Source organism: Planctobacterium marinum (assembly GCF_020687805.1).
Classification (GTDB): domain Bacteria; phylum Pseudomonadota; class Gammaproteobacteria; order Enterobacterales; family Alteromonadaceae; genus Planctobacterium; species Planctobacterium marinum.
Genome location: NZ_JAJEWQ010000002.1, coordinates 712,482 through 738,851, shown reverse-complemented (window position 1 = coordinate 738,851; position 26,370 = coordinate 712,482). Strand labels below are relative to the sequence as shown.

The 26,370-nt window shown below is 48.4% G+C and carries 20 protein-coding genes and 1 pseudogene; 7 read left to right on the top strand and 14 right to left on the bottom strand.

From position 1 onward, the window contains the following. Positions 1-64: 64 nt before the first annotated feature. Positions 65-466: an MAPEG family protein gene (locus LJ740_RS08615; protein WP_229528666.1), complete on the bottom strand. Its 402-nt coding sequence runs from the start codon at positions 464-466 to the stop codon at positions 65-67. 87 nt (positions 467-553) lie between these two features. Between LJ740_RS08615 and LJ740_RS08610 the strand changes: the two genes are divergently transcribed. Continuing rightward, positions 554-1,447 carry a 1-aminocyclopropane-1-carboxylate deaminase/D-cysteine desulfhydrase gene (locus LJ740_RS08610; protein WP_229528665.1) on the top strand — a complete coding sequence of 298 codons (894 nt, stop codon included), beginning with the start codon at positions 554-556 and terminating at the stop codon, positions 1,445-1,447. Positions 1,448-1,512: 65 nt separating this feature from the next. Here LJ740_RS08610 and LJ740_RS08605 read toward each other — a convergent pair. From LJ740_RS08605 to LJ740_RS08580, 6 genes and pseudogenes are all read right to left on the bottom strand, one after another. After that, positions 1,513-3,594, bottom strand: a pseudogene (locus LJ740_RS08605) (TonB-dependent receptor plug domain-containing protein). 490 nt (positions 3,595-4,084) lie between these two features. Continuing rightward, the gene (gene ppgK / locus LJ740_RS08600) at positions 4,085-4,885 is read right to left on the bottom strand and encodes a polyphosphate--glucose phosphotransferase (protein ID WP_229528664.1); all 801 of its coding nucleotides are present in this window, start codon (positions 4,883-4,885) and stop codon (positions 4,085-4,087) included. Between the two features lie 72 nt (positions 4,886-4,957). Further along, positions 4,958-5,437 (bottom strand): DUF192 domain-containing protein, encoded by a 480-nt coding sequence (locus tag LJ740_RS08595; RefSeq protein WP_229528663.1) that lies wholly within the window; start codon positions 5,435-5,437, stop codon positions 4,958-4,960. A 72-nt stretch (positions 5,438-5,509) separates the two neighbouring features. Beyond that, positions 5,510-5,962 (bottom strand): hypothetical protein, encoded by a 453-nt coding sequence (locus LJ740_RS08590; protein ID WP_229528662.1) that lies wholly within the window; start codon positions 5,960-5,962, stop codon positions 5,510-5,512. Next, entirely contained in the window at positions 5,959-6,981 is a 1,023-nt protein-coding gene (locus LJ740_RS08585) for a 2-dehydropantoate 2-reductase (RefSeq protein WP_229528661.1), read from the bottom strand. Before LJ740_RS08585 ends, LJ740_RS08590 begins: the two co-directional genes overlap by 4 nt. Before the next feature lie 109 nt (positions 6,982-7,090). Beyond that, positions 7,091-11,221: a S8 family serine peptidase gene (locus tag LJ740_RS08580; protein WP_229528660.1), complete on the bottom strand. Its 4,131-nt coding sequence runs from the start codon at positions 11,219-11,221 to the stop codon at positions 7,091-7,093. 177 nt (positions 11,222-11,398) lie between these two features. Between LJ740_RS08580 and LJ740_RS08575 the strand changes: the two genes are divergently transcribed. Beyond that, the gene (locus LJ740_RS08575; protein WP_229528659.1) at positions 11,399-12,166 is read left to right on the top strand and encodes an isocitrate lyase/PEP mutase family protein; all 768 of its coding nucleotides are present in this window, start codon (positions 11,399-11,401) and stop codon (positions 12,164-12,166) included. 51 nt (positions 12,167-12,217) lie between these two features. On the opposite strand, the gene acnB is transcribed toward LJ740_RS08575, so the two are convergent. Both acnB and LJ740_RS08565 read right to left on the bottom strand, forming a co-directional pair. Then, complete coding sequence (gene acnB, locus LJ740_RS08570; RefSeq protein WP_229528658.1) at positions 12,218-14,830, bottom strand: bifunctional aconitate hydratase 2/2-methylisocitrate dehydratase; 2,613 nt, start codon at positions 14,828-14,830, stop codon at positions 12,218-12,220. A gap of 277 nt (positions 14,831-15,107) precedes the next feature. Beyond that, complete coding sequence (locus LJ740_RS08565) at positions 15,108-16,286, bottom strand: tetratricopeptide repeat protein (protein WP_229528657.1); 1,179 nt, start codon at positions 16,284-16,286, stop codon at positions 15,108-15,110. Positions 16,287-16,420: 134 nt separating this feature from the next. Here LJ740_RS08565 and LJ740_RS08560 point away from each other — a divergent pair, with 134 nt between their 5' ends. After that, positions 16,421-17,320: a hypothetical protein gene (locus LJ740_RS08560; protein WP_229528656.1), complete on the top strand. Its 900-nt coding sequence runs from the start codon at positions 16,421-16,423 to the stop codon at positions 17,318-17,320. 11 nt (positions 17,321-17,331) lie between these two features. On the opposite strand, the gene LJ740_RS08555 is transcribed toward LJ740_RS08560, so the two are convergent. Next, positions 17,332-17,643, bottom strand: a complete 312-nt coding sequence (locus tag LJ740_RS08555; RefSeq protein WP_229528655.1) for a hypothetical protein — start codon at positions 17,641-17,643, stop codon at positions 17,332-17,334. Between the two features lie 140 nt (positions 17,644-17,783). Here LJ740_RS08555 and LJ740_RS08550 point away from each other — a divergent pair, with 140 nt between their 5' ends. The 4 genes from LJ740_RS08550 to LJ740_RS08535 all read left to right on the top strand — a co-directional run bounded on the left by LJ740_RS08550 (position 17,784) and on the right by LJ740_RS08535 (position 21,940). Continuing rightward, the gene (locus LJ740_RS08550) at positions 17,784-18,596 is read left to right on the top strand and encodes a helix-turn-helix domain-containing protein (protein ID WP_229528654.1); all 813 of its coding nucleotides are present in this window, start codon (positions 17,784-17,786) and stop codon (positions 18,594-18,596) included. A 240-nt stretch (positions 18,597-18,836) separates the two neighbouring features. Further along, positions 18,837-20,330 carry a WS/DGAT/MGAT family O-acyltransferase gene (locus tag LJ740_RS08545; protein ID WP_229528653.1) on the top strand — a complete coding sequence of 498 codons (1,494 nt, stop codon included), beginning with the start codon at positions 18,837-18,839 and terminating at the stop codon, positions 20,328-20,330. After that, positions 20,327-21,130, top strand: coding sequence for an esterase/lipase family protein (locus LJ740_RS08540; RefSeq protein WP_229528652.1), 804 nt, complete (start codon positions 20,327-20,329; stop codon positions 21,128-21,130). The genes LJ740_RS08545 and LJ740_RS08540 overlap by 4 nt, the downstream gene beginning before the upstream one ends. Positions 21,131-21,223: 93 nt before the next feature. After that, positions 21,224-21,940: a hypothetical protein gene (locus LJ740_RS08535; RefSeq protein WP_229528651.1), complete on the top strand. Its 717-nt coding sequence runs from the start codon at positions 21,224-21,226 to the stop codon at positions 21,938-21,940. A gap of 23 nt (positions 21,941-21,963) precedes the next feature. Here the strand turns inward: LJ740_RS08535 and LJ740_RS08530 are convergent, their stop codons facing one another. The 4 genes from LJ740_RS08530 to LJ740_RS08515 all read right to left on the bottom strand — a co-directional run bounded on the left by LJ740_RS08530 (position 21,964) and on the right by LJ740_RS08515 (position 26,098). Beyond that, complete coding sequence (locus LJ740_RS08530; RefSeq protein WP_229528650.1) at positions 21,964-22,749, bottom strand: SDR family NAD(P)-dependent oxidoreductase; 786 nt, start codon at positions 22,747-22,749, stop codon at positions 21,964-21,966. 78 nt (positions 22,750-22,827) lie between these two features. Further along, positions 22,828-23,091, bottom strand: coding sequence for a DUF1289 domain-containing protein (locus LJ740_RS08525; RefSeq protein ID WP_229528649.1), 264 nt, complete (start codon positions 23,089-23,091; stop codon positions 22,828-22,830). 292 nt (positions 23,092-23,383) lie between these two features. Next, positions 23,384-23,590: a hypothetical protein gene (locus tag LJ740_RS08520; RefSeq protein ID WP_229528648.1), complete on the bottom strand. Its 207-nt coding sequence runs from the start codon at positions 23,588-23,590 to the stop codon at positions 23,384-23,386. Positions 23,591-24,013: 423 nt separating this feature from the next. After that, positions 24,014-26,098 carry a M13 family metallopeptidase gene (locus LJ740_RS08515; protein ID WP_229528647.1) on the bottom strand — a complete coding sequence of 695 codons (2,085 nt, stop codon included), beginning with the start codon at positions 26,096-26,098 and terminating at the stop codon, positions 24,014-24,016. Positions 26,099-26,370: the final 272 nt, after the last annotated feature.

Here is a 26,370-nt window from a genome sequence, read left to right as displayed (position 1 = left end):
GATGCCATGTCAGATGATATCGAACTACAACCTACGCAATGGCTTAGGTTTCAGATGGTGGATACTACCAACTCGCCACCATTGCCATAGCCTGCCATAACATCAGCAGCGAAAGTACAAAGCCGACGCCCCAAAAGGTACTGCGCAAAATATGCTGATCCAGCCAGTACATCAGTAAATAACAAAACCGGGCAAACACAAAGCCCATGGCGTAATACTCGGTTAATGGGGTCACCGCATCAACTGCCACCACGGCCAGCGCCCCGGGAATATACATAATCAACGCCTCAAAACTATTGTAATGGGCCGCTTTGCACCTGGCGCCGAAGCCCTCCAGACGATCCTGCTGTTGCCTTGGGTTGCGATTGTCATAGCCCTTTAATCTGTGCATCTCTAACGCTAACGGGGCCTTGGCCAGAATGGGCATAACAGTAGCAATAAACAAACTAATCAAAACAATTTCCATAGCGCTCTCTATTTTTTCGCAATTATTTGAATATTCACAAAGTTGCAATTAGCATACTCCCGAATTAGCACTACAGCCAGTTTTGTCATGACCAGCAACACATTACCGGGCCTGACCTTTCCCTCTCCCTGGCAACCACTCACCGGATTGCCACATGCGGATCTGTGGGTAAAACGGGATGACCTGATCCACCCCATCATCTCCGGCAATAAATGGCGCAAGCTACAGGGTTTCATGACGCAAATCAGACAACAACCTCCGGCAAAGATCATCAGCTTTGGCGGCGGCTACTCCAACCATTTACACGCACTTGCCTACCTTTGCCATCAATTGGACATTCCCTTTATCGCCATGGTACGCGGTAATTATTCTCTTAACATGACACCCATGCTAAATGACATCCTCAATTGGCAGGCGCAAATACACTGGCTGAGCAAACTGGAGTATCAGCAGAAGCACCACGAGCACTGGCTGGCCAGCAAAATACCAGATTTAGAACGATGTTTAGTGATCCCTGAAGGGGGTTCTGCCATAACGGTTCATGCGGGAATGTACAACTTAGTTGAGGAGCTGCCGGATAACCTGGATCTGTTGATATGTCCGGTGGCCAGTGGCGGCACTATGGCAGGGATAATTCAGGCCCTGTGGCAACAACAGCGTAAAACCCGGGTGATGGGCATTGCAGTATTGAAAGGCCAGGATTATCTGGAAGACCTGGTACTGAATCTGCTCAGCGACGCACAAGCCAAACACCATCCCTGGCAAATCAATCATGATTTTCACTTTGGCGGGTACGCCAAAACAAGCGAGGAACTCAGCCAGTTTTGTCACGACTTCAGCCAGCTGACTTCGGTGCCGCTGGAACCCGTATACAGCGGCAAAGTGTTTTTTGCCCTGCAACACATGTTGCTCAACGGAGCGCTGCCGGAACATGAAAAAATAGCAGTGTTGCATACTGGTGGGTTACAGGGAAAACGCTGAGCCTCCCCTGGATTGAATCCACAATTATCCGTTATTAATAGCGACCGTTTCCGGTCGCATTTCTGTCAGCTTCCAAACTGCACGCGGAAACCGGCATTTACCGTAAAACCATCATTGCGTGACCAGATATCGGTAGTCCATCGACCACTTGCGGCCTGTTGCATTAACAACAGTGGCTCTTCCCTGGTTTGACGTATGTTGAGCAAATTCTCAGCATTTAAGAACCAACTGACCCGCCCGGTCGTTATTTGCCCCAACAGCCCCAGATGCCAGTATGGCTCGCTTAGGTCGCGATAAGGATTCCCTTCCAGGTGTTGTGTGCCGGTGTAATAGGCTTCAAAGCCCAATAAGTGACTACCGTGTTCTTCCCACATGATAACCAGACCTGCTGAGTGTCGGGGTGTAAGTGCCAGCGGTATGCGGTTGCTTTGCCCTTCGCCGGGTTTGCTGGCATCCGTGTATAAATAACTTCCGGTAAACTTGATATCTCGCCATCGATAGCGCAGCAGCAATTCTGCGCCGGAGATTTCAGTTTCGCCCCCGACATTCACCAGCTGCACCTTGGTATCGGTGACTGCACTTTCGGGTATTACCTGCAATTCCGTGACATTTTCCACTTCGGACCGAAACAATGTCATACTGGTTTCCAGACTGTTTGTGATGTAACTGATATCCATGGATGCGGTGGTCGCCTGCTCCGCTTCCAGTTCGCGTAATGGCGCCAGTCGTGATAAGCCCGCGTCATCTATCTCTTCAATAAAAGGGGTAGGCGCAAAATAACCCTGTCCAAAGGCTCCCCTGAAAGTCCAGTTTTCCGGTCGGTAGAGCACAGAAACCCGTGGACTAAATTGGGTTCCGTATTCGCTGTGCCAATCGGCTCGCGCACTGACAGACATGGCCAGGTTATCCCTTATGTCGTAGTCTACCTGTGAAAACAGACCCGGAATTTCATAGTTATAATCAAACAACGGGAATGCTTCAGAGTCGAAGCTTTCCGCCTGATAAGCAGTACCGATTAGCCAGGCCAGATTGTCACCAAATCCGGATAGGCTGGACTCCACCAACCAACTCTTGTGATTATCATCTTCAAAAACAGCTCCAAATTGGTGTTCGTGGGTCTGGTCCATTATTGAGCCACGCAGATTAAGATTCAGGTTTTCATTGAGGGGGGTATCAAAAACAAAACCGAAATCGGCTCTTTGGGTGTCCTGGTTTTGTTGAAACTCACCTCCACCTGGCACCGACGCCGTGTCCAGTGTTCCACCTCGACGATTTTCCTGCATCGCACCCACGGTCAGATACAGATTTTCGCCATCGTCACCTTACCAATACAGTCTCGGCCGGATACTTCCGCGCTCATACCCCGCCAAATCAATCCATCCGTCATCATCCAGATCTTGTTCTTTTTGATGGTGCAGCCCTGTGGTTACCGAACCGCTCCACGATGAATTAACCGGCGCAGACCAGTAAGAGGTAATATCCTGCCCCTCTTTTGAGGTGACATTCACTAATATTTCCCCTTCGAATTCATCGGAAGGTGTTTTCGATATCAGGTTGATTAAACCTCCCAATGCCGAACCACCATACAAAGAAGAGGCAGATCCTTTAATGATTTCCACATTAGCCAGGTCCGTTGGCGGGATTTGTAACAAACCAATCGATGCAGACTGACCACCATAAAGCGGCAGGCCATCGCTTAGTAGTTGCGTGTATCGGCCATATAAACCTTGTAGTCTGATATTGGCGCTGCCCAGTGCCGGAGAGGTGGTTTGCACACGCACACCTCCCGTTTCAGCCACCAGCATCGAGATATTCCCTGGCCGCATCAGTGCCTTTTCCTGTATTTCCTCGCCATTGATAATCTCTGTTCGGGTGGCTGATTCGGTAACAATGCGCCCTAACCGGGAAGCCCTAACCTGAATCCTCTCTACCGCTTTGTGCTCATGTTCGTGATGATCATGTTCGTGATGATCATCATGAGCGTGCCGCTCCTGATGTTTGTGCTTTGTATGCGCAACCTGTTCCTGTTGCTCTTCCTGGTGATGTTGCTTTTCCAGGTGATGTTGAACGGCCTGCTTTTCTGTTGCGATGGCAGGTAAAGGCAACATCACAATTGCCAGTGCAATATGGCTATGCTTAGTAAGCATGTTAAACCTCGTCAATACTTAAACTGAGTTTTGTTTTTTAAATAATTGTTTTTTCAGGCCCGGGAAGGGCCTATCAGACGCACTGATCCCGGGAAATGGGAGGGCGGTAGACGGGGTTTATGACAGAGTTAGGAGATCGCTGGCAATAATCGACAACGGGTTCACTCAGTAACCTGGTGTGCATTGCCGAAAATTGGACTACCCAAAAAGTGCTCCCCGAACAAAGTCCTTCGGAACAAGGACAACCAGCCGAACAGCAATTTGCATCGCAACACGCTTCGTCATTCTCATGGCTGTCGACTACGTTGTTGCCCGATGATGCTAAATGGGTCTTCTGGCTCACTGCTGACTCATGCGACGTACCACAGGGGGTGATTGTCACAGCTGCCTGCAACTGGCCTAAAAAGGAGGCAAGCAGCAATATCACACTCATTGTACGGACACATGGACTAAACATATTCTGCGCTAAATTGTCTTTTAGTTATTTTGCTTACAGTGCATTATGGCGGGTGGCCAGCCTGATTTTACGGGCGATGGCTTGTTGCCGTTTGCGTTCAGTTTCAGCGTAAACCGCGGCGCCAATTATCCCGGCTTCGTTGAGTAATGTGGCAGCCACTACGGGTGTCTTAAGCGTTAACAAAGACTCGAATTTTTCCATTTTTTTACTGGCACCACCACCCAGAATGATTAAGTCTGGCCAGAAAAGCGCTTCCATCGTAGTTAAATAATGGTTGAATCTGGGGGCCCACTGTTTCCATTTCAAATCCTCGCGTTTCCGTGCTGAATCGGCGGCGTAACGCTCGGCCTCATGGCCATTATCCAGGTAGATATGCCCCAGTTCGGTATTGGGCAGCAACTCACCGTTGGTAAATACTGCGGTCCCCAGGCCCGTGCCAACCGCCACAAAGATCACTATCCCTTGTTTGTGCTCCTGGCCCTTACCCAATTTAAACTCTGCCATACCCGCGGCATCTGCATCATTAACACAGTAGACATCACAACCGGTTGTTGCAGCAAACAGCTTTTCAATGTGGGTATCGATGAAGGCATCATCGACATTCGCCGCGGTTTTTGCGACACCGTGCTGAATGGCGGCAGGAAAACCGCATCCAATTGGCCCCTTCCACTGGAAGTGCGTCACTAACTGCTTGATTGTATCAGCAACAGCCTGGGGGGTGGCCGGTTGTGGAGTGGGGATTCGGTGACGCTCAGTCAACATCTCTCCGGTGGCGGTATCGACTATCGCGCCTTTAATCCCGGAGCCCCCGACATCTACACCTAAAATTCGCATAATATGTTCCCGACTATTATTTAAATTTAAGCCTACCAGGCTTTTGTAAAATCGCAAATGGCGCAATTATCCCTATTGCGACAGCGCTTTTTTCGCACCGGTCTGCAAGATAGTAATGCGATCCCCTTCATTTATGCCATTTTGAGAAAACCAATCTACATTCATTTCCAGAGCGTACAAGACGGGCGCAGAGCTGGGTACCGAAGTCAGATCCAGAGGCTGCATTTGTTTTATATCTACGATTTCACCGTCACTTTTAAAAAACGCCACATCCAAGGGGATTAGAGTGTTCTTCATCCACATGGATATCAGGCGTTCGCGGTCAAACCGGAACAACATGCCACAATCTTTGCAAAGTTCGGTGCGGAACATCAGCCCCTGGGCACGAAGCTCCCAGGTGTCAGCATATTCAACCTGCAAATGTTTACCGTTAATCGCAATTGAAGCCTGTTTAAATTCCTGTTCCTGAGGAGTTAACTCTTGAGCCTGGACGCTGCCAAACAATGCCAGACTTACCCATATCAGCCATGTAAAAAATTGATTTTGTCGCATAATAACATCCATTTTTTCTCGCACTTTACTGTCTCTTTAACTAAAACAAAAGGACAATCTGGCGGCCCGGGGTCAACTCAGGCTGATTTGCTCTGGCAAATACTCCAGTCGTACCTTGTTGCCATAATGGACGCCCTTAATGGGCTGGCAAATGACTTCCAGCAAAGAGGCATCGTGAAAATGTTGGGTTTTGGTTTCCGGGTGAGGGTAGTAAACAAATCCCTGATAGGCTTTACCTGAAAACCAAACCGTACACTCAGCAAAAGAAAAGGTTTCAGCGTTGAAGCCCGCTATCCAGGCCACTTTTTCAAAGCAATAAGCGGGATTGAGCATTCTAAACTGAGCCGGTGCCACTGAAATGTTTAATGTGCCGGGAAAATAACCCGTGAGATCTAATCCCAACGCCTTAAAAAAGGGCATTTGCAGGGACACACTTCCGCCCGGATAAGGACTGTCTTTGGCCATCCCTGAAGCAATTTGATGTCCCTGCATAACCACCCCATGGACAAATTTAGATTGTGTCATTTTGCGTTTTCCGATGATTCGCTTTGCACCTTGTTCAGTAACATTTTGGCGGGAATGCCTGGCTTAAGCATTCCTGATTCGACCTCTTTAATCAGATGATAAATTGCGGTATTTGCCGGTGCGGCCTGGTTAACCGATTCGGCAAGCTTTGCCACAGCTCCGTTTAAATAGTCTATTTCAGTTTTTCTGCCACTGCTCACATCCTCCCACATTGAAGAACGCGCCTGCGGATCGATAGCCAACATTTTCTGCGCAATCAGCGTAAACAGCCAGTCAGGCAACCTAAGTATAAAGGGGATCCAGTCCGGGGCCACGGCGGTAAGTTTCGCCAGTTTAATGTTTTTTGTCCGGCAGTATTGCAATAGCTCTGTCTGACACTGTGCCAAAACCCGTCGGTAATCTCGCTGTTGCAATTGAGATTTCAAGGGAATATCCGACAACGCATTGATGGCATTATTGAGATTCAGGAGTAACTTGCCCCACACAATCCCCTCCAGATTTTCATTCAATTCGCAACCCAGGCCATATTCCTGCCATGCGCTTTGCAACGCCATCAATGGGGCTCTGATAGGCAAATGGAGACCGCCCTCCGTAGCGCGATGAAAACGCGCGCCGGCGGATTGCACAACATTAAACGGCGTGATCCCGGCAAAGACTTTAAAATCCGGCATCGCCCGCTTTACCTGTTCCACGGCCCCCACCCCATTTTGCATACACAATATCAATGCACCGGGATTAGCATGTTGTTGCATCTCAGCAATGGCCGATTCAATGGCTGTACATTTCAGGGTAACCAGAATGATATCGGCTTGTTGCAACACCTGCGGGGAAGTTTCAAAGGGCACATCTGTGACCCGGTCATGTCGGCCTTCATAATCGCTCAGGGTGATGCCGCCTGCCTGCTGGATTTCATCTTTGATACGTTGCCGTCCCAGCAAAGTCACATCGACATGCTGAAGATGTAAAATAGCCCCGATATAGCAGCCAATCGAACCTGCGCCATAAATAACTGTGCTCACAACGGTACCAGAAGTGATTAATACTGTTTCTAGGCTATGCCTGTGTCAGCATTTTTGCAATGTAAAAAGGCTGCGCACTTTTAATTGGCAGCCCTTAACACTTCCCGGTTTACTTTGAACAGCGATATAAGGCGTTGAGGTTGTGATAAAACAGCCTCAGCAACAATGCGATACACAGTAGTGCTAATAACGGGTACATACTTCCACCACTGGATTGACTGCGATTAAGTACCGTTACGGTAAGGGTTTGCGCTTCACTGTAAAGCTGGTTATCACTGGCCTGAATTCGAAATGACAACTGTGTTTTTTCGGAAACCTGCGGTGCCGTGAAACGAAGCTGTTGCTCATCAGCGTTGACAGCAACCACCACACCGGCGGTTTGCTCTACCTGAAACGTCAGCTCATCACTGTCAGGATCGCTGGCTTGCGGAGTAATCACCACAGACTGCCCTTCCTCAACCGTGATGCTGGAGAATGCCTGCAAGGTTGGCGCGTCATTCACCGGCGTTACCGAAACGGATACAGGTGTAGCACGCGCATACTTTCCGCTGCCATCAGCCACCTTGTAGGTAAACTGGTCGTTTCCACTAAAATCAGCAGCAGGCGTATAGCGAAACTGCCCCGCAACCAGCTCTACCGTGCCGTTCGCTGGCTGCGTTACCAGCTCCAGCGAAGCAGCATCCAGTCCTCCTGAAGCTTCAACAAAAGCCGTGGCAATCGCTTTGTATTCGATATCGAGGTTCATCTGCGATGTTAAGGTCACCGCCGTGCGGGTTTGGTCGTTGTCCAGTACGTCCAGGGTCATCGCTGAGTCTTCGGTCACTGTCAGTGTATCAGCAACACCATAATCCAGCTCTCCTGTCAGTTGCAATTGTGCCTCCAGCGTGACCTTACCTTCTTCCACGGCTAACAGTTTAAGTGCCGAACCCGATTGAGGTAACTGGCCTGTAGCCGGGTTGAGTTCGTCGTAATAAAACTGCGTCACACCAATGGTGCCATCCCGATTTTCCGCGCCGACAGAAACAAACGCTGGTTGATAGGGAATATTGAGGTAATTGAACCAGATGTTGTCGGTGTTTTCCTGAATAATAAGTTGAAATGTAAAGCCTGAGCGATCAGTCTGTGGTTGTTCCGGATTGTCGCCTTCCCCTTCAGGTATTTCATTCAGGTTAAAGGGTTGCACATTATCCCATTCAACGACCAGGTAGTTCAGGTCATCTATCACCCGAATCGCGGCGCGCATATGGCCACCGCCTGTGTCACTTTGTTCACTGGGGTCGATGAGGTCAAACTCTGTCCAGAATGGTGCTATTACATTATTTAGGTTATCAGCTTGCGGAAATTGCTGATTAAACAACGCGCTGAAATAGCTGATATTGCTCGCGCCTGGCACAGCAAAGCCATTATCAGTGACGGTAACAGTCTGGTAGTTTTCGCCATTAAACTGAAAATCAAAATCCAACACCAGGCTAAAACCATTGCACCCATTTGAACAAGGTAATGGCGCTACCTGAGCATCAGACAACAAGAAATCATCCCACAATCCCTGCGGGGCCAGCGACATGCTGCCAGCCATCAATTGCCCCTGCCAGTTGAGAGTCTGATTATCATCTGACAATACAAATTCAGCAGTTATGGCATTGGTGACGGTTACCTCCTCGGAACCCGCCACAAATTGCGCGTTGTCTGGTGCAATAAGCTGCGCAGAAGCCTGCTCAGTAGTCCCAATGTTGCGCAGTCGCGTGGTAAAACTAACGGGGTCAGCAGACTGCAATTCAGTGCCATCGTAACTTACCAGCAAACTGCCTTCATCACTGGTATCGTTTGCATAGATCACCAGCGGCATGTGCTGCACATCTCCCTGACTGTTGGTGGCGGTCAGGCGGCCAAATACCCATTTATCAAACAGGATATGCTCGGGATTGGCTCTGGTAGCATCGACATTCAGGGCGATGTTGGCATGGTCGGCGTCTTCACCTTCTGGCGCTAACTCGATAACCTCCGGCGTAACCGTTCCAGTCGTTTCACCATCAAAAAATGCCACACTCAGATGCCACTGCTGTGTTTGAGATGTTTCGTTATACAGGGTGTTTTGATGACTACACTGGCCGATACAGGAAGGCGAAGACCAGGAAGGGGCTGCCAATCGCAGCCTGGCATTTAGCGCCGCCAGAGTATTGAGGCGGCCCGCCCCCTGATGAAATGCATTGGCCGGATCTATTCCCAATTTTATATCTGTCTCTGAAGTGGACATCAAAGCGGATTTTATCTGCTGCGGTGTCCACTGAGGATATTGCTGCTTTAACAAGGCGGCCGCCCCGGCAACCTGAGGCGATGCCATACTGGTGCCGGTCAACATTGCAAAGACCACATCGTCTTCGGTGCTATCGCCTGACACGGCAGTTGTCAGGCCACCTGGCCCGTCGGGAAATGGGTCAAACACAAATTCGTCAGGCGAATAAGCAGACAATACATTGGTCCCAGGCGCAGCCATATCCGGTTTAAGTACCGATGGGTTGTTGTTTGGGCCAGTGGAACTAAACGGGTTTACAATATCCACATATTGCACTTCTACGCCCTGCTCCGACTGATGGCTAATCGTTAGGCGGTAGTCTCCTGCATAGGCATCATCCACCAGAGTTAAGCCATTTTCACGCGAAACACCAAAAAGCGGGATACTGTAGGCCCCCTCGTACGGCACAAACGGTTCGTAGGTACCCATACCAAAGGCACCGCCCTGATATATGAGTACCGCTTCACCGCCGCCATTTTTGATATTGTCAGCCACCTCTTCCAGCGAACAAAACGGGCGATAATCCACCAGCACAATAGCACCGGAAAAATAATCCGTGTCCATTGCTCCACAACCGCTATCGTCCAGTGGGCTAATGCTGTTTAAGGATTTTAAGGTTAACGTAATGGCTTGCTCAATTTGTTGATTATTCCCCTGGTACGCCAGGAATTGCTTGCCATTAACGCTGAGAGGATGCCCGATAAACCGACCGTGGGTGGTGTTTGCCACGGCAATTCCTGACTCGATACACGCCGGACAATTTATTGTGGCTCCAGGATGAGCGGTGTTGCCGGCCGCATTAACCACAACAATACCGGCAGCCTCGGCATTCGCAAAAGCCTGATTGTAAATCGAAGCCGCCGGGTCCTCACCACTGCCTGCACCCCATGAATTATTAATGATATCCGCGCCATCCAGTACCGCGGTTTCCAGTGCTTCCAGCAGCATAGTGTCGGTACCATAAGCCAGTCCCATATCACTCATGTATAGTGCCTTATACACCATCAGATAAGCACCTGGCGCCACACCGGAAATGTCCAGGTTTGCCTGGTTATAAGTAATGTTCAGCGGATTCCCCACAGCAATACCGGCCACATGGGTGCCGTGACCATCAAAGCCTTTAGGTGAGCGATATTCACCGGCATAGACACTCATACCATGTACCGCCGGATCAATATAACGAGCAGCGATAAGCTTGTTATTACAAAACCCGGCGTCACCGTTTACCGAGCGGCAATAATCTGGATTGGTGACAATATGGCTGTTGTCAGGTAGTTCCAGGGGGTCAAAACCGGCATCGTCAAACATCGGGTTTTCCGGGCGGATCCCGGTATCAATAACCGCTACTTTAATGCCCTTACCGGCCTCCGCCTGACCACCCAACAGCTGCCATGCTGACGCGGTTTGTGTTATCTGGTGGCTGGCATCTAAATCGACATAGCGCAACCGCACCGGATATACCGCTTTCACCTGTGCATGGGATTTCAGTTGTTTTAGTGCTGCATGATTTGCACTCACCTGGACGCCATTGAATAAAATACTGTGAGTAGCGTGAACCTGAAGCCCGGCAATCTCCGATTTGAGGCGCTTAACATTGGCTTTAAGCTGTGTCTCAATACGACTTTTCAGAGCCACATCCTGTGCATTTTTGCTCGCCAATCGATTTCCTTTGGCATGGCTATTCCCCAGGGAAACTTGCTTTGCCAGGGGCGCTTCATAGAATTCCACCAGGTAACGGTCCTGCAATGCGCTGTTAGCGCGTAAAAAACTGGCTTCCATGCGTCTCTCAACTGCACGCACATCAACATCCTGGGAAATATGAGCCTGTCTGACAGGCGCCGGTTTTAACTCCTGAGACGTCTGAATTTGCGCTGTTGAGGCGGTACTGAAGATAATAAGACTCAATACCACCGAAACTGTCACTAGCTGACCACCTACATTTTTCATTTTGTCTTCCTGAATCCACAACACTGGTAAAATTATGAACAATTGAGCGCACCCAAGACTCGCCATAATTGTTTAGAATTGTGTTCAAAGGTAATCGACGTTGAGTTCCGGTTTTAGCGCTATGCAAACCCACGTTTCGGGCAATATGACGACCAGTAAATCAACGAGAAGATAATCATGAATACCAAAAATTACGCTAAATTTTGTGCTTTACACGACCACAATGCGCCGCTGCAATTAGTCAATATTTGGGATGCTGCCGGAGCCAGAATATTGTCGAAAATGGGAGCCAAAGCCATTGCCACCAGCAGTGCGGCCATCGCCTGGTCATTGGGGTATGCCGATGGCTACCAGATGCCACAGGAGCAGTTGCTGGCAGCGATAGAGCGAATTATCAGAGTCACTGAGCTGCCTGTTACCATTGATATTGAAAACGGCTACAGCGATGTCCCTGAAACAGTGGCCACACTGTGTAGTACATTGACAGACATGGGCGTTGTGGGAATTAATCTGGAAGATGGTCTGCAACCGGCTGAGGGACTCAGTGATAAAATTTCAGCAATCAACGCCATGACCAGTCAGCTGTTTATCAACGCCCGTACCGATGTTTTTTTGCATAACGCCAGCAACGAAACTCTCATGAGCGAAGAAACCCTTCGCCGGGCTCATCTGTATCGTGCTGCCGGCGCCAATGGACTGTTTGTACCCGGTCTGAGCAATTTGCAGATCGCGCGCACAATAGCACAACAGATACAATTGCCTCTCAATCTGATGGTGACCCAGCAGGACGACATGAAGCAGGCCCGCCAGGCAAGCATTGCCCGTATATCAATGGGGCCCGCCCCATTTCTAATGGCTTATTCTGGTTTAATCGCGCTGCAGGACGACAGCGCCCAACATCACACCCCATTGCAGTATGAAACCATGCAGAACTATCTGGGATAAAAAAACCGGGCTACAAGGCCCGGTTCGGTTACAAATGAGCAACGCAACTTATCAGGACAAATTCAGCGTTGGAATAATGTTTTTCTTCGCTTTTTCTTCTGCCGCTTTAAAGTCAGGCATTTGATCAAAGTTCAGGTAACGGAACACGTCAGCGCTCATGGATTCGATTTTGTTAGCGTATTCCATATACTCCGCAGCAGTCGGAATTTTACCAATAATTGCTCCCACGGCGGCCAACTCAGCGGACGTCAGATAAACATTAGCGCCGTCCCCCAGACGGTTGGGGAAGTTACGGGTAGACGTGGACAAAACGGTCGCTCCGGCTTCAACTCGTGCCTGGTTCCCCATACACAGTGAGCAGCCAGGCATTTCAGTGCGAACTCCCGCTCGGCCATAAATATTGTAATAGCCTTCTTCCATTAGCTGTGCCTTATCCATTTTCGTTGGTGGTGATATCCACAAACGGGTAGATAAAGGCGCTTTGTTTTGGTCCAACAATTTACCGGCGGCACGGAAATGACCGATATTGGTCATACATGAACCGATAAACACTTCATCCACTTTGTCACCCGCCACATCTGACAGGGTTTTCGCATCATCGGGATCATTCGGGCAGCAAACGATAGGCTCCTTAATCTCGCTCAGATCAATATCGATGGTTTCCAGATATTCTGCATCATCGTCAGCCCGCATCAGTTGTGGCTCCGCCAACCACTCTTCCATCTTCTGCGCCCGGCGCTCGAGGGTCCTGGGATCACCGTATCCTTCGTTGATCATCCAGCGCAACATGGTAATGTTGGAGCGCAGATATTCGCTGATGGATTCTTCCGACAACTTAATGGTACAGCCTGATGCTGACCGTTCGGCTGAGGCGTCAGATAGCTCAAACGCCTGTTCGACGGTTAAATCTTCCAGACCTTCAATTTCCAAAATGTTACCGGAGAAGATGTTCTTCTTACCTTTTTTCTCAACCGTTAATAACCCTTGTTTGATGGCGTATAACGGAATGGCATGCACCAGATCACGCAATGTAATACCAGGTTGCATCTTGCCTTTAAAGCGCACCAATACCGATTGTGGCATATCCAGCGGCATGACCCCGGTTGCTGCTGCAAAAGCCACCAGACCGGAACCCGCCGGAAAGGAAATCCCCAGAGGAAAACGGGTGTGTGAGTCACCGCCTGTACCCACTGTGTCCGGCAGTAACATACGGTTTAACCAACTATGGATGATACCGTCGCCAGGGCGCAGCGAAACACCACCGCGGTTCATAATGAAATCAGGTAGCGTGTGCTGAGTATCGATATCGACAGGTTTGGGATAAGCTGCCGTATGACAGAAAGACTGCATCGTTAAATCCGCAGTAAATCCAAGGCAGGCCAGATCTTTTAGTTCGTCACGAGTCATAGGACCGGTTGTGTCCTGTGAACCCACGGTTGTCATCTTAGGTTCGCAATAGGTGCCGGGACGGATACCTTCAACGCCACAGGCTTTACCGACCATCTTCTGCGCCAGCGTGAAGCCCTTACCCGTATCTTTGGGTTGTTCAGGTTTACGGAACAAATCAGAGGATTCCAGCCCCAGTGATTCGCGCGCTTTCTCGGTCAGACCACGACCGATGATGAGATTGATACGACCACCGGCACGCACTTCATCCAGGATGACTTTTGATTTGTAGCCAAACTCTGACAAGAGTTCGCCGGTTTCGGCGTTCTGAATTTTGCCGTCCAGAGGGAAGATATCAATAACATCGCCCATTTCCAGTTTATCAACATCGGTTTCAAACACTAATGCACCGGCATCTTCCATGGTATTAAAGAAGATAGGTGCCACTTTGCCCCCGATACAAACGCCACCACCGCGCTTATTGGGTACGCCGGGTAAATCTTCACCAAAGTACCACAACACCGAGTTTGTGGCTGATTTACGGGAAGAACCGGTACCGACCACATCACCGACAAACGCCACCGGATGGCCTTTGGCTTTTACATCTTCAATTTGTTGCAGGGGGCCAGTTTCGCCATGTACTTCCGGCTCTATGCCATCTCGCGTCATCTTATACATTGCTCGCGCATGCAACGGAATATCCGGACGTGACCAGGCGTCCGGTGCCGGGGATAGATCATCAGTGTTGGTTTCACCGGTGACTTTAAAGACCGTCATGGTGATTTTTTCCGGGACTTCGTCACGCGCAGTAAACCATTCACCTTCCGCCCAGGACTCAATAACGTCTTTGGCAAACGCGTTGCCCGCTTTCATTTTGTCTTCAACATCGTGAAAGGCATCGAACATGAGCAACGTGTGTTTCAATTCTTCGGCAGCCAGTTCTGCCAGGTCTGAGTCGTCCAGCAACTCAACCAAGGTTGCTATGTTGTAACCGCCGTGCATGTTACCCAACAATTGCACCGCAGCCTCTTTGGAGATAATCGGCGAACTGGTTTCTTCTTTCACAATGGCAGATAAAAAGCCCGCTTTGACATAAGCAGCTTCGTCTACACCGGGAGGTACTCGCTCTGACAATAACTCTAACAGAAAGTCCTCTTCTCCGGCTGGAGGTGATTTTAGTAATTCAACTAAAGCAGCGACTTGCTCAGGGTTTAGTGGTTTAGGGGGGACGCCTTCCGCAGCGCGTTCCTCGACATGTTTGCGATATGCTTCTAACACAACAAGCTCCTCATAAAATGTTTCGCACAGATGTGCAAATTGCAATGATAATCATTCACGTTACGCTTATTTTCAAGCAACGCAATTCAGCGTGTGAATAAGCAATCATTTCATAACAGGATAAGAAAGAAGCCTAGTATAAAGAATCCAGACAATAAAGGAAAACCAGAGACGTATTTTCTGCGGAATAGCCGCCATAAACATCAGTTATATAATACTGAAATTTCATTAATGTCTGGAATACAACACAACAATGGTGTGTTGTATTCCATTGCTATTATTCCTTTTCAGGGTCAAATCGCCGCGCCTGCAGGGCTGACAATTTGGCGTAGTACAGATTTCGCTCAGATTGTTCCCAGGATTTCTCAGCGGCCACGCGCATGGCTTGAGCTGCTTTAGCATATTCACCACGTCGATATAAGCTCTTAGCCAGACCAAAATATATTTCATCCAGGTAAGGAGCCAGGGCCATGGCCTTTTTATAATAATTAATAGCACGCGAATGATTCTCTTCCTGATACGCTTCATGCCCTAACTTTATCCAGGCATAGGGATTATTATCGGGAAAATCCAACAATCGCTGCCTGATTTTTTCTGCATCACGGGTTCGGTTTTGAGACTCCAGTAAAATTGCATAGTTGCTCAACATATTGGTGTTGTTCTGTGCCACTGCCATACCATACTGGTAATACTGCTCAGATAATTCTGGCATTGCCAGGCGCCGATAAATGATGGCCATCAGATTAATGTTTTCCGCATCTTCTGGTGCCAGCTCAAGGGCCTTTCGGGTTAACCAAAAGGCATTACGGGTATCGTTTTCCAATAACGCATCAGCAGCGAGGTTGCGGTAATACATGCTCATAAATAGCGCCTCGCTGACCGCGTCTCCTGGTACATCATAACGATTGGGAAAATAGTCCACGACAAGTCTGGGCCGTATTAACGTAAGCACACCTTGCTTAGGTTGCCAATTTGGGTCGTACAAATAGGTGCGTACATGATATGAGAGCAACAGTACGTTGTTTTTTTGCTTAAACACCGGCGTTGCATTCACCATCTGAAAGCCCGTTTCAATGCCGGCCACCCGGGCCAAAGCCGTTGTCATCATCGCCAGTGACAAACAGTTGCCGGCTTTTTCCGTCATTGCTTCAGATGCAGTGTAAGTGTTGCCCCGGTAATCAAATCCGTAGGTATAGCTCTCCAGGTAATTGTACAAGCGTTCATGTGGCTCTATATCAGCGCGATGGGGCGCATCATACCAGGCGCGAAACTCTGCAATTTGTGTATCAGTCAGTTGGAAAAGTTGCTGTTCATCATACTGTTGCAATGGCCCAACCTGGTTTGGAACAACAATCTCAGGTACCCTGTTTTTAAGCGCATTTTGACTATCCGCATCCCTGACTGCACAGCCGCCAAGTAACGCTGCGCAAATAACCGCCACAATAAGTTTTTTCAATCCTTTCAGTTCCTTAACTCAGTTTGCCCGACACAATAAAAAATTTTCCCGCAGGTATCAATCAGAAATGGCAATTCATGTAAAAACCGTAAATTTAATGCGCAACTTCTGTTAAATATTTGTAATGAATACGTATGCGAAACGTTGTCACCCTACCAACTTCCAGGATACAACTTAAACAACGCAAAACAATCAAACCACATTCACCCGGCGACAATAATCTAAACTTCATGACTAAAAATGAATTGATCTTGCAGAGGTTGGAACAAATCCGATTCGTCATCGCGGCGCAAAATCATGCCCTGGCGATGCTACTTCCCAACAAAAGTGACAAGCTTCACTCTTTGCGCGAGAGCGACTGTGATATCGGGCTAACAGTATTAGTTGAGCCTGGTTGTAAGCAGTTGTTTTTAGACGATATTCGTTGGCTTTCTGACATTCAACACATTGCTTTCGAGTTCAGGAGAAGCCCCGGGCATTTTCGCTTTTTGTTTTCGGACGGTATATTTTGCGATCTGACCATTGTTGAAAAACAGGAATTAGAACCCCGCGAAATCAAAAACAACAGTATCGCCTGGTTACACAGCACGATGGATTCCGAGATTTTCGACGTTGCGGTGCCGCAAAGCACCCGACACAGTCCGGATACCATCGAAGAATACCGCGATCCGCAATGGCTGCTGGGTGAACTGCTGACCAATTTGTTAATCGGCTTAAGACGTTACAACGAGGGCGATAAGTTGTCGGCATTTTATCTGATCCAGCATCATGCGCTTTCCAGGCTGCTCACCCTGGTAGAGAACTGGGAACAAAAACAGGGCTCTGAATCCGTCAGTTTGCACATTGAACACCAGAGTTTTGAGCAAAATTTCCCGCAACTGGCCGATATCGTTGCGGGATTTGCACAGGGTTATGAGGCGTCACCACGCTCCGCCATGGCCATTCTTGATTATGTTGAACAACACGAAAGTATTAACTATTTTATCAAGGACCAAATTCTGAACCTGATCAAACCTCACAGCAATCTTCACTGAGCACAACCGGCTTAAACCCGTTGTACTTCTGGCTTTTTATCCCACTCCCGACACAACAGATACACCAGGATCGCAATCGAACCCGTGGCAGCAATGGCAATTAACCAGGGCACCGGATTCATCGCTCTGGACTTTGCATCTGCAATCATCCAACTACTAAACACCAGACAACTAACCACCAGGTCCAGTAAAATTTGTAAAGCGCCGGGCGAAGCAAATCCGGAAAGCCAGATCCCCATATATCCCTCCTGAGTTAGTACCCAGACGCTGTAACCACCGAATATCAACAAAGTCAAAAACAATAACACCACACGTAAATTCATAGTAACTCTCCAAATGAACTGTGATGCTACGTTATCTGAAGACAAGGCGTGACAGCAATTACCTGAAAGGTAATTGTACTGTGATTAAATTAGGCTAAATTTGAAGGTACTTAAGGCCCTTTATACAGCGACAAGTCATCATGGAAATCAAACAACCAATATCGCCTTTTTCAGCGGTTTTAAAGAAATGGCGAAACTACAGAAAACTATCGCAACTGGCCTTGTCACTGGAAGCCAATATTTCACAACGGCATATCAGTTTTCTGGAATCCGGACGTTCGCGACCGGGCAAGGACACTATATTGCAACTGGCAGATGCGCTGGACATGCCACTCAGAGACCGCAATCAGTTGTTGATCAGTGCCGGTTTTTCGCCAATTTACAATGAGAGAACCTTGAACGATGCAGCAATGACCAGTATCAACAGCGCACTCAATATGATGCTGGCGCATCACGAGCCTTTTCCTGCGCTGGTTGTAGACCGCAACTGGAACCTTCACATGGCGAACCAGGCCACCAATAAATTGCTCGGCCTAATCGGCCCCCCGGACAGCACTTTGTTTGCCGAAAACAAGCTCAATATCTACCGCCTGACCTTTTCCGACAAGGGGTTTCGTCCCTTCATCAGTAACTGGCAGGAAATCGCCAATCCGTTGCTGTTGCGATTGCAGCGAGAGGTAAACGCAGACCCGGACAACTCATTTCTGAACGCTTTGTTTGACGAAATGCAAACCCTGGCAGGCAGTTGTCATTATTCCAGTGCAGATATTGCAGCTACCATTGCACCAGTGCTTTCTGTGCACATTCGGGTCGCTAACATGGAGCTTAAACTCTTCAGCATGGTATCTGCTTTTGGTACCGCACTCGACGTCACGGCTTCAGAACTCAAAGTAGAAACGTTTTTCCCTGCCGATGAACTAACCCGGCAGTTTTTTAAAACTCAAAGCGAATAACGGCGCCTGGTCAAACTCTGCTCTTTGGCTGGCCCTATGCCCGGAGGCATCTCTTTGTGATTCGCTGGCAAAACCTCAGTGACCGCACAGTGAGGCCTAAAAATCGAAGGGGCTATCTCCCATATCCTGCTTCACCCAGCCCTGGCAAAGAAGGGGATTTGAAAAATTCAAACGGTTGTTTCACTTCTGTGCAGTTCCTACTTATACTCACAGTAACTGAGTCGATAAATGTGGAATATTATGCAAGCCTTATCTGGTCTGGACGCCTCCTTCCTGTTTCTGGAAACCAATAAAATCCCGATGCATATTGGCGGAGTCGCCATATTAGAGGGCTCTCTTAGTTTTGACAGCTTCCAGCAATTTCTGGAGGAACGCATTCATTGTGTGCCACGATTAACCGAAAAATTAATCACCTCACCATTAAATGTAGACCGCCCTCATTGGCGTTATGATGAAGATTTCGATATTAACTTGCACCTTCACCGCACGGCCCTGCCCCGGCCCGGAGGTTGGTCTGAATTGCGCTATTTAGCCTCCAAGGTGTTTTCCTTAAAATTAGATCGCGACCGCCCTTTATGGGAATTCACGTTTGTCGAGGGGATAGACAATATCCCTCAGGTACCACAAGGTTCCGTAGCCTTAATTTCCAAAATTCATCACTCCGCATTTGATGGAAAATCCGGTGCACAACTGATGAGTATGTTATTTGACGTCTCGCCTAAGCCGCGAAAAGTGCCACAACCCGGGGAACGAAAAAAAGAGAAGTTGCCAGGCACAATCAGTATGTTGACGCAGGGAGCGTTTAATTTAGCCTCCAGAACCACAAGGTTGCCAGGGCTGTTGTGGGAAACCGGCAAAGCAACAGTAAAAACCAGTTATATCGCAAAAGTACATGGCATTGACATGCCCACATTGCCCTTCACCGCTCCGCCCACTCGCTTTAATGATATCGCAGGACCTCAGCGCATTTGGGATTCTTCCATTTTGGATCTCACGCGGGTGAAAGCCATCAGAAAGGCTGTAAAAGATGCCACGCTGAACGACGTGGTGCTGGCGATCTGCGCCGGTGGTTTGCGCCGGTACCTGCTGGAAAAAAACGAACTACCGGAAAAACCACTGGTGGCCATGGTGCCGGTTTCCACCCGTTCCAATGAACAGCAGGAAGATATGGGCAACCAGGTCACTGCCATGTATATCCAGTTGGCCACCAACGAGGCTGACCCGATAAAGCGGCTGGAAACCATTCATATCAATACGGTTATCGGGAAGTTGTACCACGAAGCAATTGACGCTGAGAGTTTAATGGGTTTTGCTGAAGTCATCCCGTTTGGTCTTGCAGGTGTGGCGGCCCGTTACTACAGCAGAGCCAATATCGCCAAAAAACACAATCCTATTTTTAACCTGATCATTACCAATGTCCCCGGTCCACAAATTCCACTTTACATGGCCGGGCACAAGTTACATGTCAACATGGGAACCGCGCCCATTATTGATGGCATGGGGTTAATTATGCCGGTGTTCAGTTATAACGGTACGATTTCAATCAGCGCCACGTCCGCCACCAACCTGATGCCGGATATGAATGTGTTTGTGCGATACGTACGTGAAGCGGCTAATGAACTGGAAGCCGCCGCTTTGGTTGCGCTTTCAGAGACACCGGCCAGCGAGCCTATTGCGAAAAACACGACCGATGAGGCAGATGACATAGGCAGGCCGGGAGGCGAAAGTTCATGACAGCCCCATTGCTGAGACACACTCTGCTGGAAAGCCGCACCATTTTGGAATTTGCCGCGACTACCCTGGCATTGCCCTTCTTACTCAGAGCGCCTTCCGGCAAACATCCGGTGATGGTTTTGCCTGGCTTTTTGGCGGGTGATAACTCCACACTGGCACTGCGCCAGTTTCTGAAAATGAAAGGCTACCGAGCCTTTGGTTGGCAACAGGGGCGTAATCTCGGACAGCACATAGTCCCAACTGAGAAGATGATTCGGGAAGATCTGTTAGAGCGCGTACTGAACCTGGTTGAACAGGAAAAACAACCCGTGCACCTTATTGGCTGGAGCCTGGGGGGTATTCTGGCCCGGGAAATTGCCCGGCTGATGCCTGATATGGTGGCCTCGGTGATCAGTCTCGGCAGCCCGTTTAATACGCCAGAAGCCTCTGCTCCCATGGCATCACGAATTTTTAAACGATTCAATCAAAAACGCATGGGGGATGACTACATCATTCCACCCGAATTGGCACAAGCGCCGCCGGTTCCCTGCACATCGATTTATTCCCGCTCTGACGGCATAAGCCATTGGCAGGGATGTCAGCAACTCGGCCACGAGAAGCACTTTGAAAATATTGAGGTCAAAGGAAGTCATTTAGGGCTGGGTCACCATCCGGGCGTCATATGGCTTATCGCTCACCGACTGGCCGCCAATGCAGGCTGTCGAAGTTTGCAAGAGTGGCAACCTCTGAATACCAATGAGGCCCCGCGTTGGTTAGCAGGAGATATCGTAAGTCAGCATAATCATAGCCGGGAGGACTGATCAGCAGATTGACTTTTTATCCCCTGCAGTGTACTCCATAATGCTACGGTTTACCCTATAATGGTAGTTGTCTGAATCTCAAGCGGGGGTGCTATGTTACATAGTCTGAATTCACTTGAAGGATATAAGATTATCGGTAGTGATGCCGAGCTGGGTTACTGCAAAGACTTTCTGTTTAACGACGAAAGTTGGAATGTGCATTATATGTTGATCGACACCCGTAAGTGGTTGCCCGGCGGCAAAAAAGCACTGGTGCATACGCGACTGATTGACGCAATCGACAACAGTCGCAAGCAGATTTCACTGCAACTTAGCAAACCGGAACTTAAAGACAGCCCGTCTTTGCTCAGCAACGACCCCATTGCCCGTGCCTATGAAAAAACCTACATGTGCTATTTCGAATATGCCACCTGGCATGTGGGCCCGGAGCCTCTGGATACCTATTTAACCGGAGTACATCCGGAACAGGTAAAACTGGTGGGGTCGCCGAAGGAGCCTGCCTCTGAAAAAAACCACGTGCATTCAGCCAATTTTGTAGAAGATTACGAATTACAGTCTGATGATAACAAGCATGGCCATATCAAAGATTTTGTTCTCGATTCGAATAACTGGGATATTGCTTTTCTGGCAATCGTCATGAACAAATTGTTAGGCCATGAAAACCCCATTTTGCTCAAACCAACAGCGCTGGAAACCATTCACTGGCCCAGTCAAAAAGTACTGGTAAAACTGACAGCAAAACAGATCAATCAAAGCCCGATTTATCACCCCAGGCTGTTACCAGCAGCGGAGCATTCCGAGCTTTTATAACATAATACCTCATTAATATTGGCTCAAAACCGGCTGAAAAAGCCACTCACTCCGCGAACAAACCACTTTGGATACAAGCGGGACCATTGCACCAACGCCTTGTTGTGAAACTTATGCACATAAATGGTGTCCCCTTTCATCACAGCCTGATAGGCATCTTTCACCAGTGATTCCGGGGATACCTTCAGAAAACCCGGAACGACATTTTCCAGGCCGTTGCCCGCCAGCATCATATTGGTATTAGTAAACCCGGGACAAACACAATGCGTACTGACATGGCTGTATTTAATTTCTTCACTCAGCGCCTCGGTGAAAGACAAAACAAACGCTTTTGATGCACCATAAACGGCAAATTTTGGGGTTGGCATAAAGCTGGCAATCGACGCGACATTGACAATTTTACCATTGTCTCTGGCTAACATCTGCGGCAGAAACTGCCGAGTCAGACGAACCAGCGCATTGATATTAAGTGCCAGCAACTGTTCAATCTTGTCAGGATCACTGTTGCAAAAGTCTTCCACATACATCTGACCGGCATTATTAATCAGAATATCCACCTGCAATTCTTTATCCACCAGCTGTTGCGCTAATGACACAGCTGCATCCTGCTGGGTAAGGTCCTGGGCAAGCACAGTGATCTTGGCTGCATATTCCCGGTGTAAAACTTCGGCCAGTTGATTGAGTTTATCTTCCGACCGGGCAACCAACACCAGATCATGTCCCTGACGCGCAAACTCCTCAGCGAAACACTTGCCGATACCTTCTGAAGCGCCGGTGATCAGTGTCAGATTAAGTTCAGGGTGAATCATGCAGTGTGTCCATTAATTACCATAATTAACAGTGTAGAAGGTGATCAGGGGAATAGGAATATTTAACTAAGTCTGAGGTTATTTTTCATCGTCAGCATCAAACAAAGATGACTGGCTGGCAACCGAAGGCGCATTTTTTTGCGCCTGATTTTGTCGATACATCACGCGTTTTTTACGCAATTTACACGCGGCGATAATTTGTTGCTTAACAGCATTATCTACCTGATGCCAATAGACACGCTCATCCCTGCTGCGAAAACAGCCCTTGCAGTAACCCTTATTATTAACCTGACACACGCCAATACAAGGGCTGGGGATCTCGAAAAATTCCAGTTGCTCCATAGCTGTGTTATAGAGGGATTATGATATTTGCACAAGGTGGATAAATGCACAGTGGTAGGAAAAGTTATGCTGTACATACCCCCCCATTTTAACCAGCCGTAGGTGGCCCTGGCCCAATAATTTCATCGTTCTGCAAATACAACTGACCCGCGGAATCAGGAAGTTCTGCTGGCACCGGTGGCAGTGCTTTGGTATTACAAACCCCACGTTTTTTACAACAGTTGAGTCTCTATGCCACTGACACTGCTAATTTTATTGAAGAGTTGTAGCGCAACCGGAAGAATGGCGGTAGCTATTCTTCGTCAGCCAATTTTTGCTTCTTTACCAGCCCATATATCTCATAATTTAACGCCAAAATACCAAGCAGTGCCGCCGCAATAAAATAATCAGAAAGGAAGATATAAAAGTTGTTATTTAGCGCATCAAACGCAGCCATAAAGAAACAATAAACAAGATTAAAACCAACAATAATGTTGCCGAACAATTTTATGTTTTTCATAGTGTAATAAAGCGTCCATCAGGACGCGCCCTAATTATTGACGTCTGTGAATAGAATCGTATAAGCCACGGCCCAAACCTGCACCAAAATCAGCCGCAGTCTGAAGTGCACCAATATAACTAAAGCCCCACATCAGTGCGCCAGGCACCGGAGCCACTCCAGCACTGATGGCTTCAACATCTTCATCTGTGAGCGGTGAGATTGCTTTTTTGTGGTTAATTTCTGCTGCTCTGCATTACTACTGAACAGCTATATCCTACAGCCTGAAATCAAAAATAAAACTGTACCGAAGTACAGGTTTTCGCCCAGAGACACCCAAAATAAGCCTGATCAAATACGGCTACAGTAGGCTACTGTGTTTTAAGCTGGCAATCAAAAAAGGGCCGCAAATGCGACCCGTTTCTTACCAACCATATAAGTTAGTTACCAGATTTTAACTCTGTCTTCCGGCGCCAGATACAGGGCATCTTCCGGACTGATATCAAAGGCCTGGTAGAACTCGGGCACATTGCGCACCGCACCATTCGCTCTGAAGTGGCTGGGTGAATGGGGGTCGGTATCAATCTGATTGCGCAGCGCCTCATCGCGATACTTGTTAGCCCACACCTGGCCAAAACCCAGGAAAACTCTTTGTTCACCGGTGAAGCCATCCATTACCGGTGCTTCTTTACCGTCCAGAGAGAGTTGATAAGCTTTAAGCGCGATACTGATACCGCCAAGATCACCGATATTTTCTCCCAACGTAAATTCGCCATTTACGAAAACACCCGGCAGCGCTTCAAACTGATTGTACTGCTCGATTAATTGCGCCGTGCGATTCTCAAACTCCTGTTTGTCCACATCAGTCCACCAGTTGCGCAACACGCCATCACCGTCAAAAGTGCTACCGGAATCATCAAAACCGTGGCCAATTTCATGTCCAATAACAGCGCCAATTCCACCGTAGTTAACTGCATCTTCAGCTTCCATATTGAAAAATGGCGGTTGCAGTATTGCCGCCGGGAAAACGATTTCGTTCATAGGCGGATTGTAATAGGCATTGACGGTTTGCGGGGTCATGGCCCATTCATGTTTTTGTACTGGCCCACTCTGTTTTTCCAACATTTGCTGGTACTGCGCTTCGGACGAACGCATCAGGTTTCCGTACAGATCGTTAGCATCCACTTTCAGCAATGAATAATCACGCCACTTGTCGGGATAACCAATTTTAGGGGTAAACTTGGACAGTTTATCCAGCGCTTCTTTTTTGGTGTCTTCTGTCATCCAGGTGAGGTTTTTAATGCTGTCTTCATAAGCCAGCAGCAGATTCTCTACCAGCTTTTCCATGCGCGCTTTTGCTTCCGGCGGAAAATGCTGCTTAACGTAAACCTTACCAATGATTTCGCCGACATGATCATTCAACAAGGAAACGCCACGTCGCCAGAGAGGGCGAGGCTCTTCTACGCCGTACAAGGTTTTACTGTAAAACTCGAAGTTTTGAGCATCAATCTCTTCATTCAGGCGAGAAGCCGTGGCATTGACCAATCCCCACTTCAGGAACGTCTTCCAGTCTGCCATCGGTGTTTGCTGGATAATGTCGTTGAGCTGCTGCATATAATCCATCTGGGTCACCACCAGACCATCCAGATTGGATAATTGCGCCTCTTCGAAAAACACATTCCAGGGGAAGTCAGGCATCACAGTGGTCAGTTCCGGCAACATCACCTTGTTGTACAAAGCCACCATATTGCGGGTTTCTTCTTTTTTCATGTGGTGATCAGCAAGCCTGGTTTCCAGCGCCATAATGGTATTGGCGTTCGCTTCGCCATCACCTAAGCCGGTTAACTCAAACATCTTTGCGATATGGGCCAGATATTTATTGCGGATTTCCTGACTGGCTTCGTCCGCTTTAAAATAGTACTCGCGATCCGGCAATCCCAGGCCAGCCTGCCAGCTGTAAATCATATAGGTTTCCGGATTTTTGAAATCCACATATTGCCCAATGACAAAAGGAGCACCAAAACCATACTTGCTGGCCCGCGCAAAGTACCTGGCCAGGTCTTGCTGAGATTCGATGGCGTCAATGACAGCCAGTTCACCGGCCAATGGCGTCACGCCCAGCGCATTACGCTTCTCCATATCCATATAGGAATTATACAAATCCCCTACTTTTTGCTCGTCAGTTCCTTGCGCAAAATCCCCTTCAGCCGAGGCATTGATAATTTCCAATACCTTTTCCTGGGCTTCATCGCGCAAAATACCGAAACCACCATAACTGGCTTTGTCAGCCGGGATTTCTGTTTTGTCATACCAGCTGCCATTGACGTAGCGGAAAAAATCATTGCCGGGCCTGACACTGGTATCCATGTTCTCGAGGTAAATACCCGAACTGTAGGATTGTTCTGCCGTCGCTTTTTGTGCCTGAGGCTGTTCTGATGAGGCGGTTTCCTGTGGCGCTTTGCTGCAACCCGTCGCGCTGAGGCCCAGTGCCAGTGCGACACTTAGAGCCAGTATGTTTAGCTTCTTCATGGTGTTCCTTAATTATTGTTTTCTGTCGATTACTCAGTGTACTTTCAGCCAGGCAACAAGGCAAAACCAATCACTCACATTTTGTTGAGTGCCCTTAACAAGTCGAAACATTGTGGAGAGTTAAGTTGGAATGGTAACGATGAACAGGCAAAAGGTCAGGATTAGGGTTTATCCGGTTGCTTTTTCAACAGCCCATACATATCGGTGACGTCTGTACCAAACAATGAATCCAGTTTATTGCTGCAGGTTTCGCATAACCCCGTCTCTGAGGG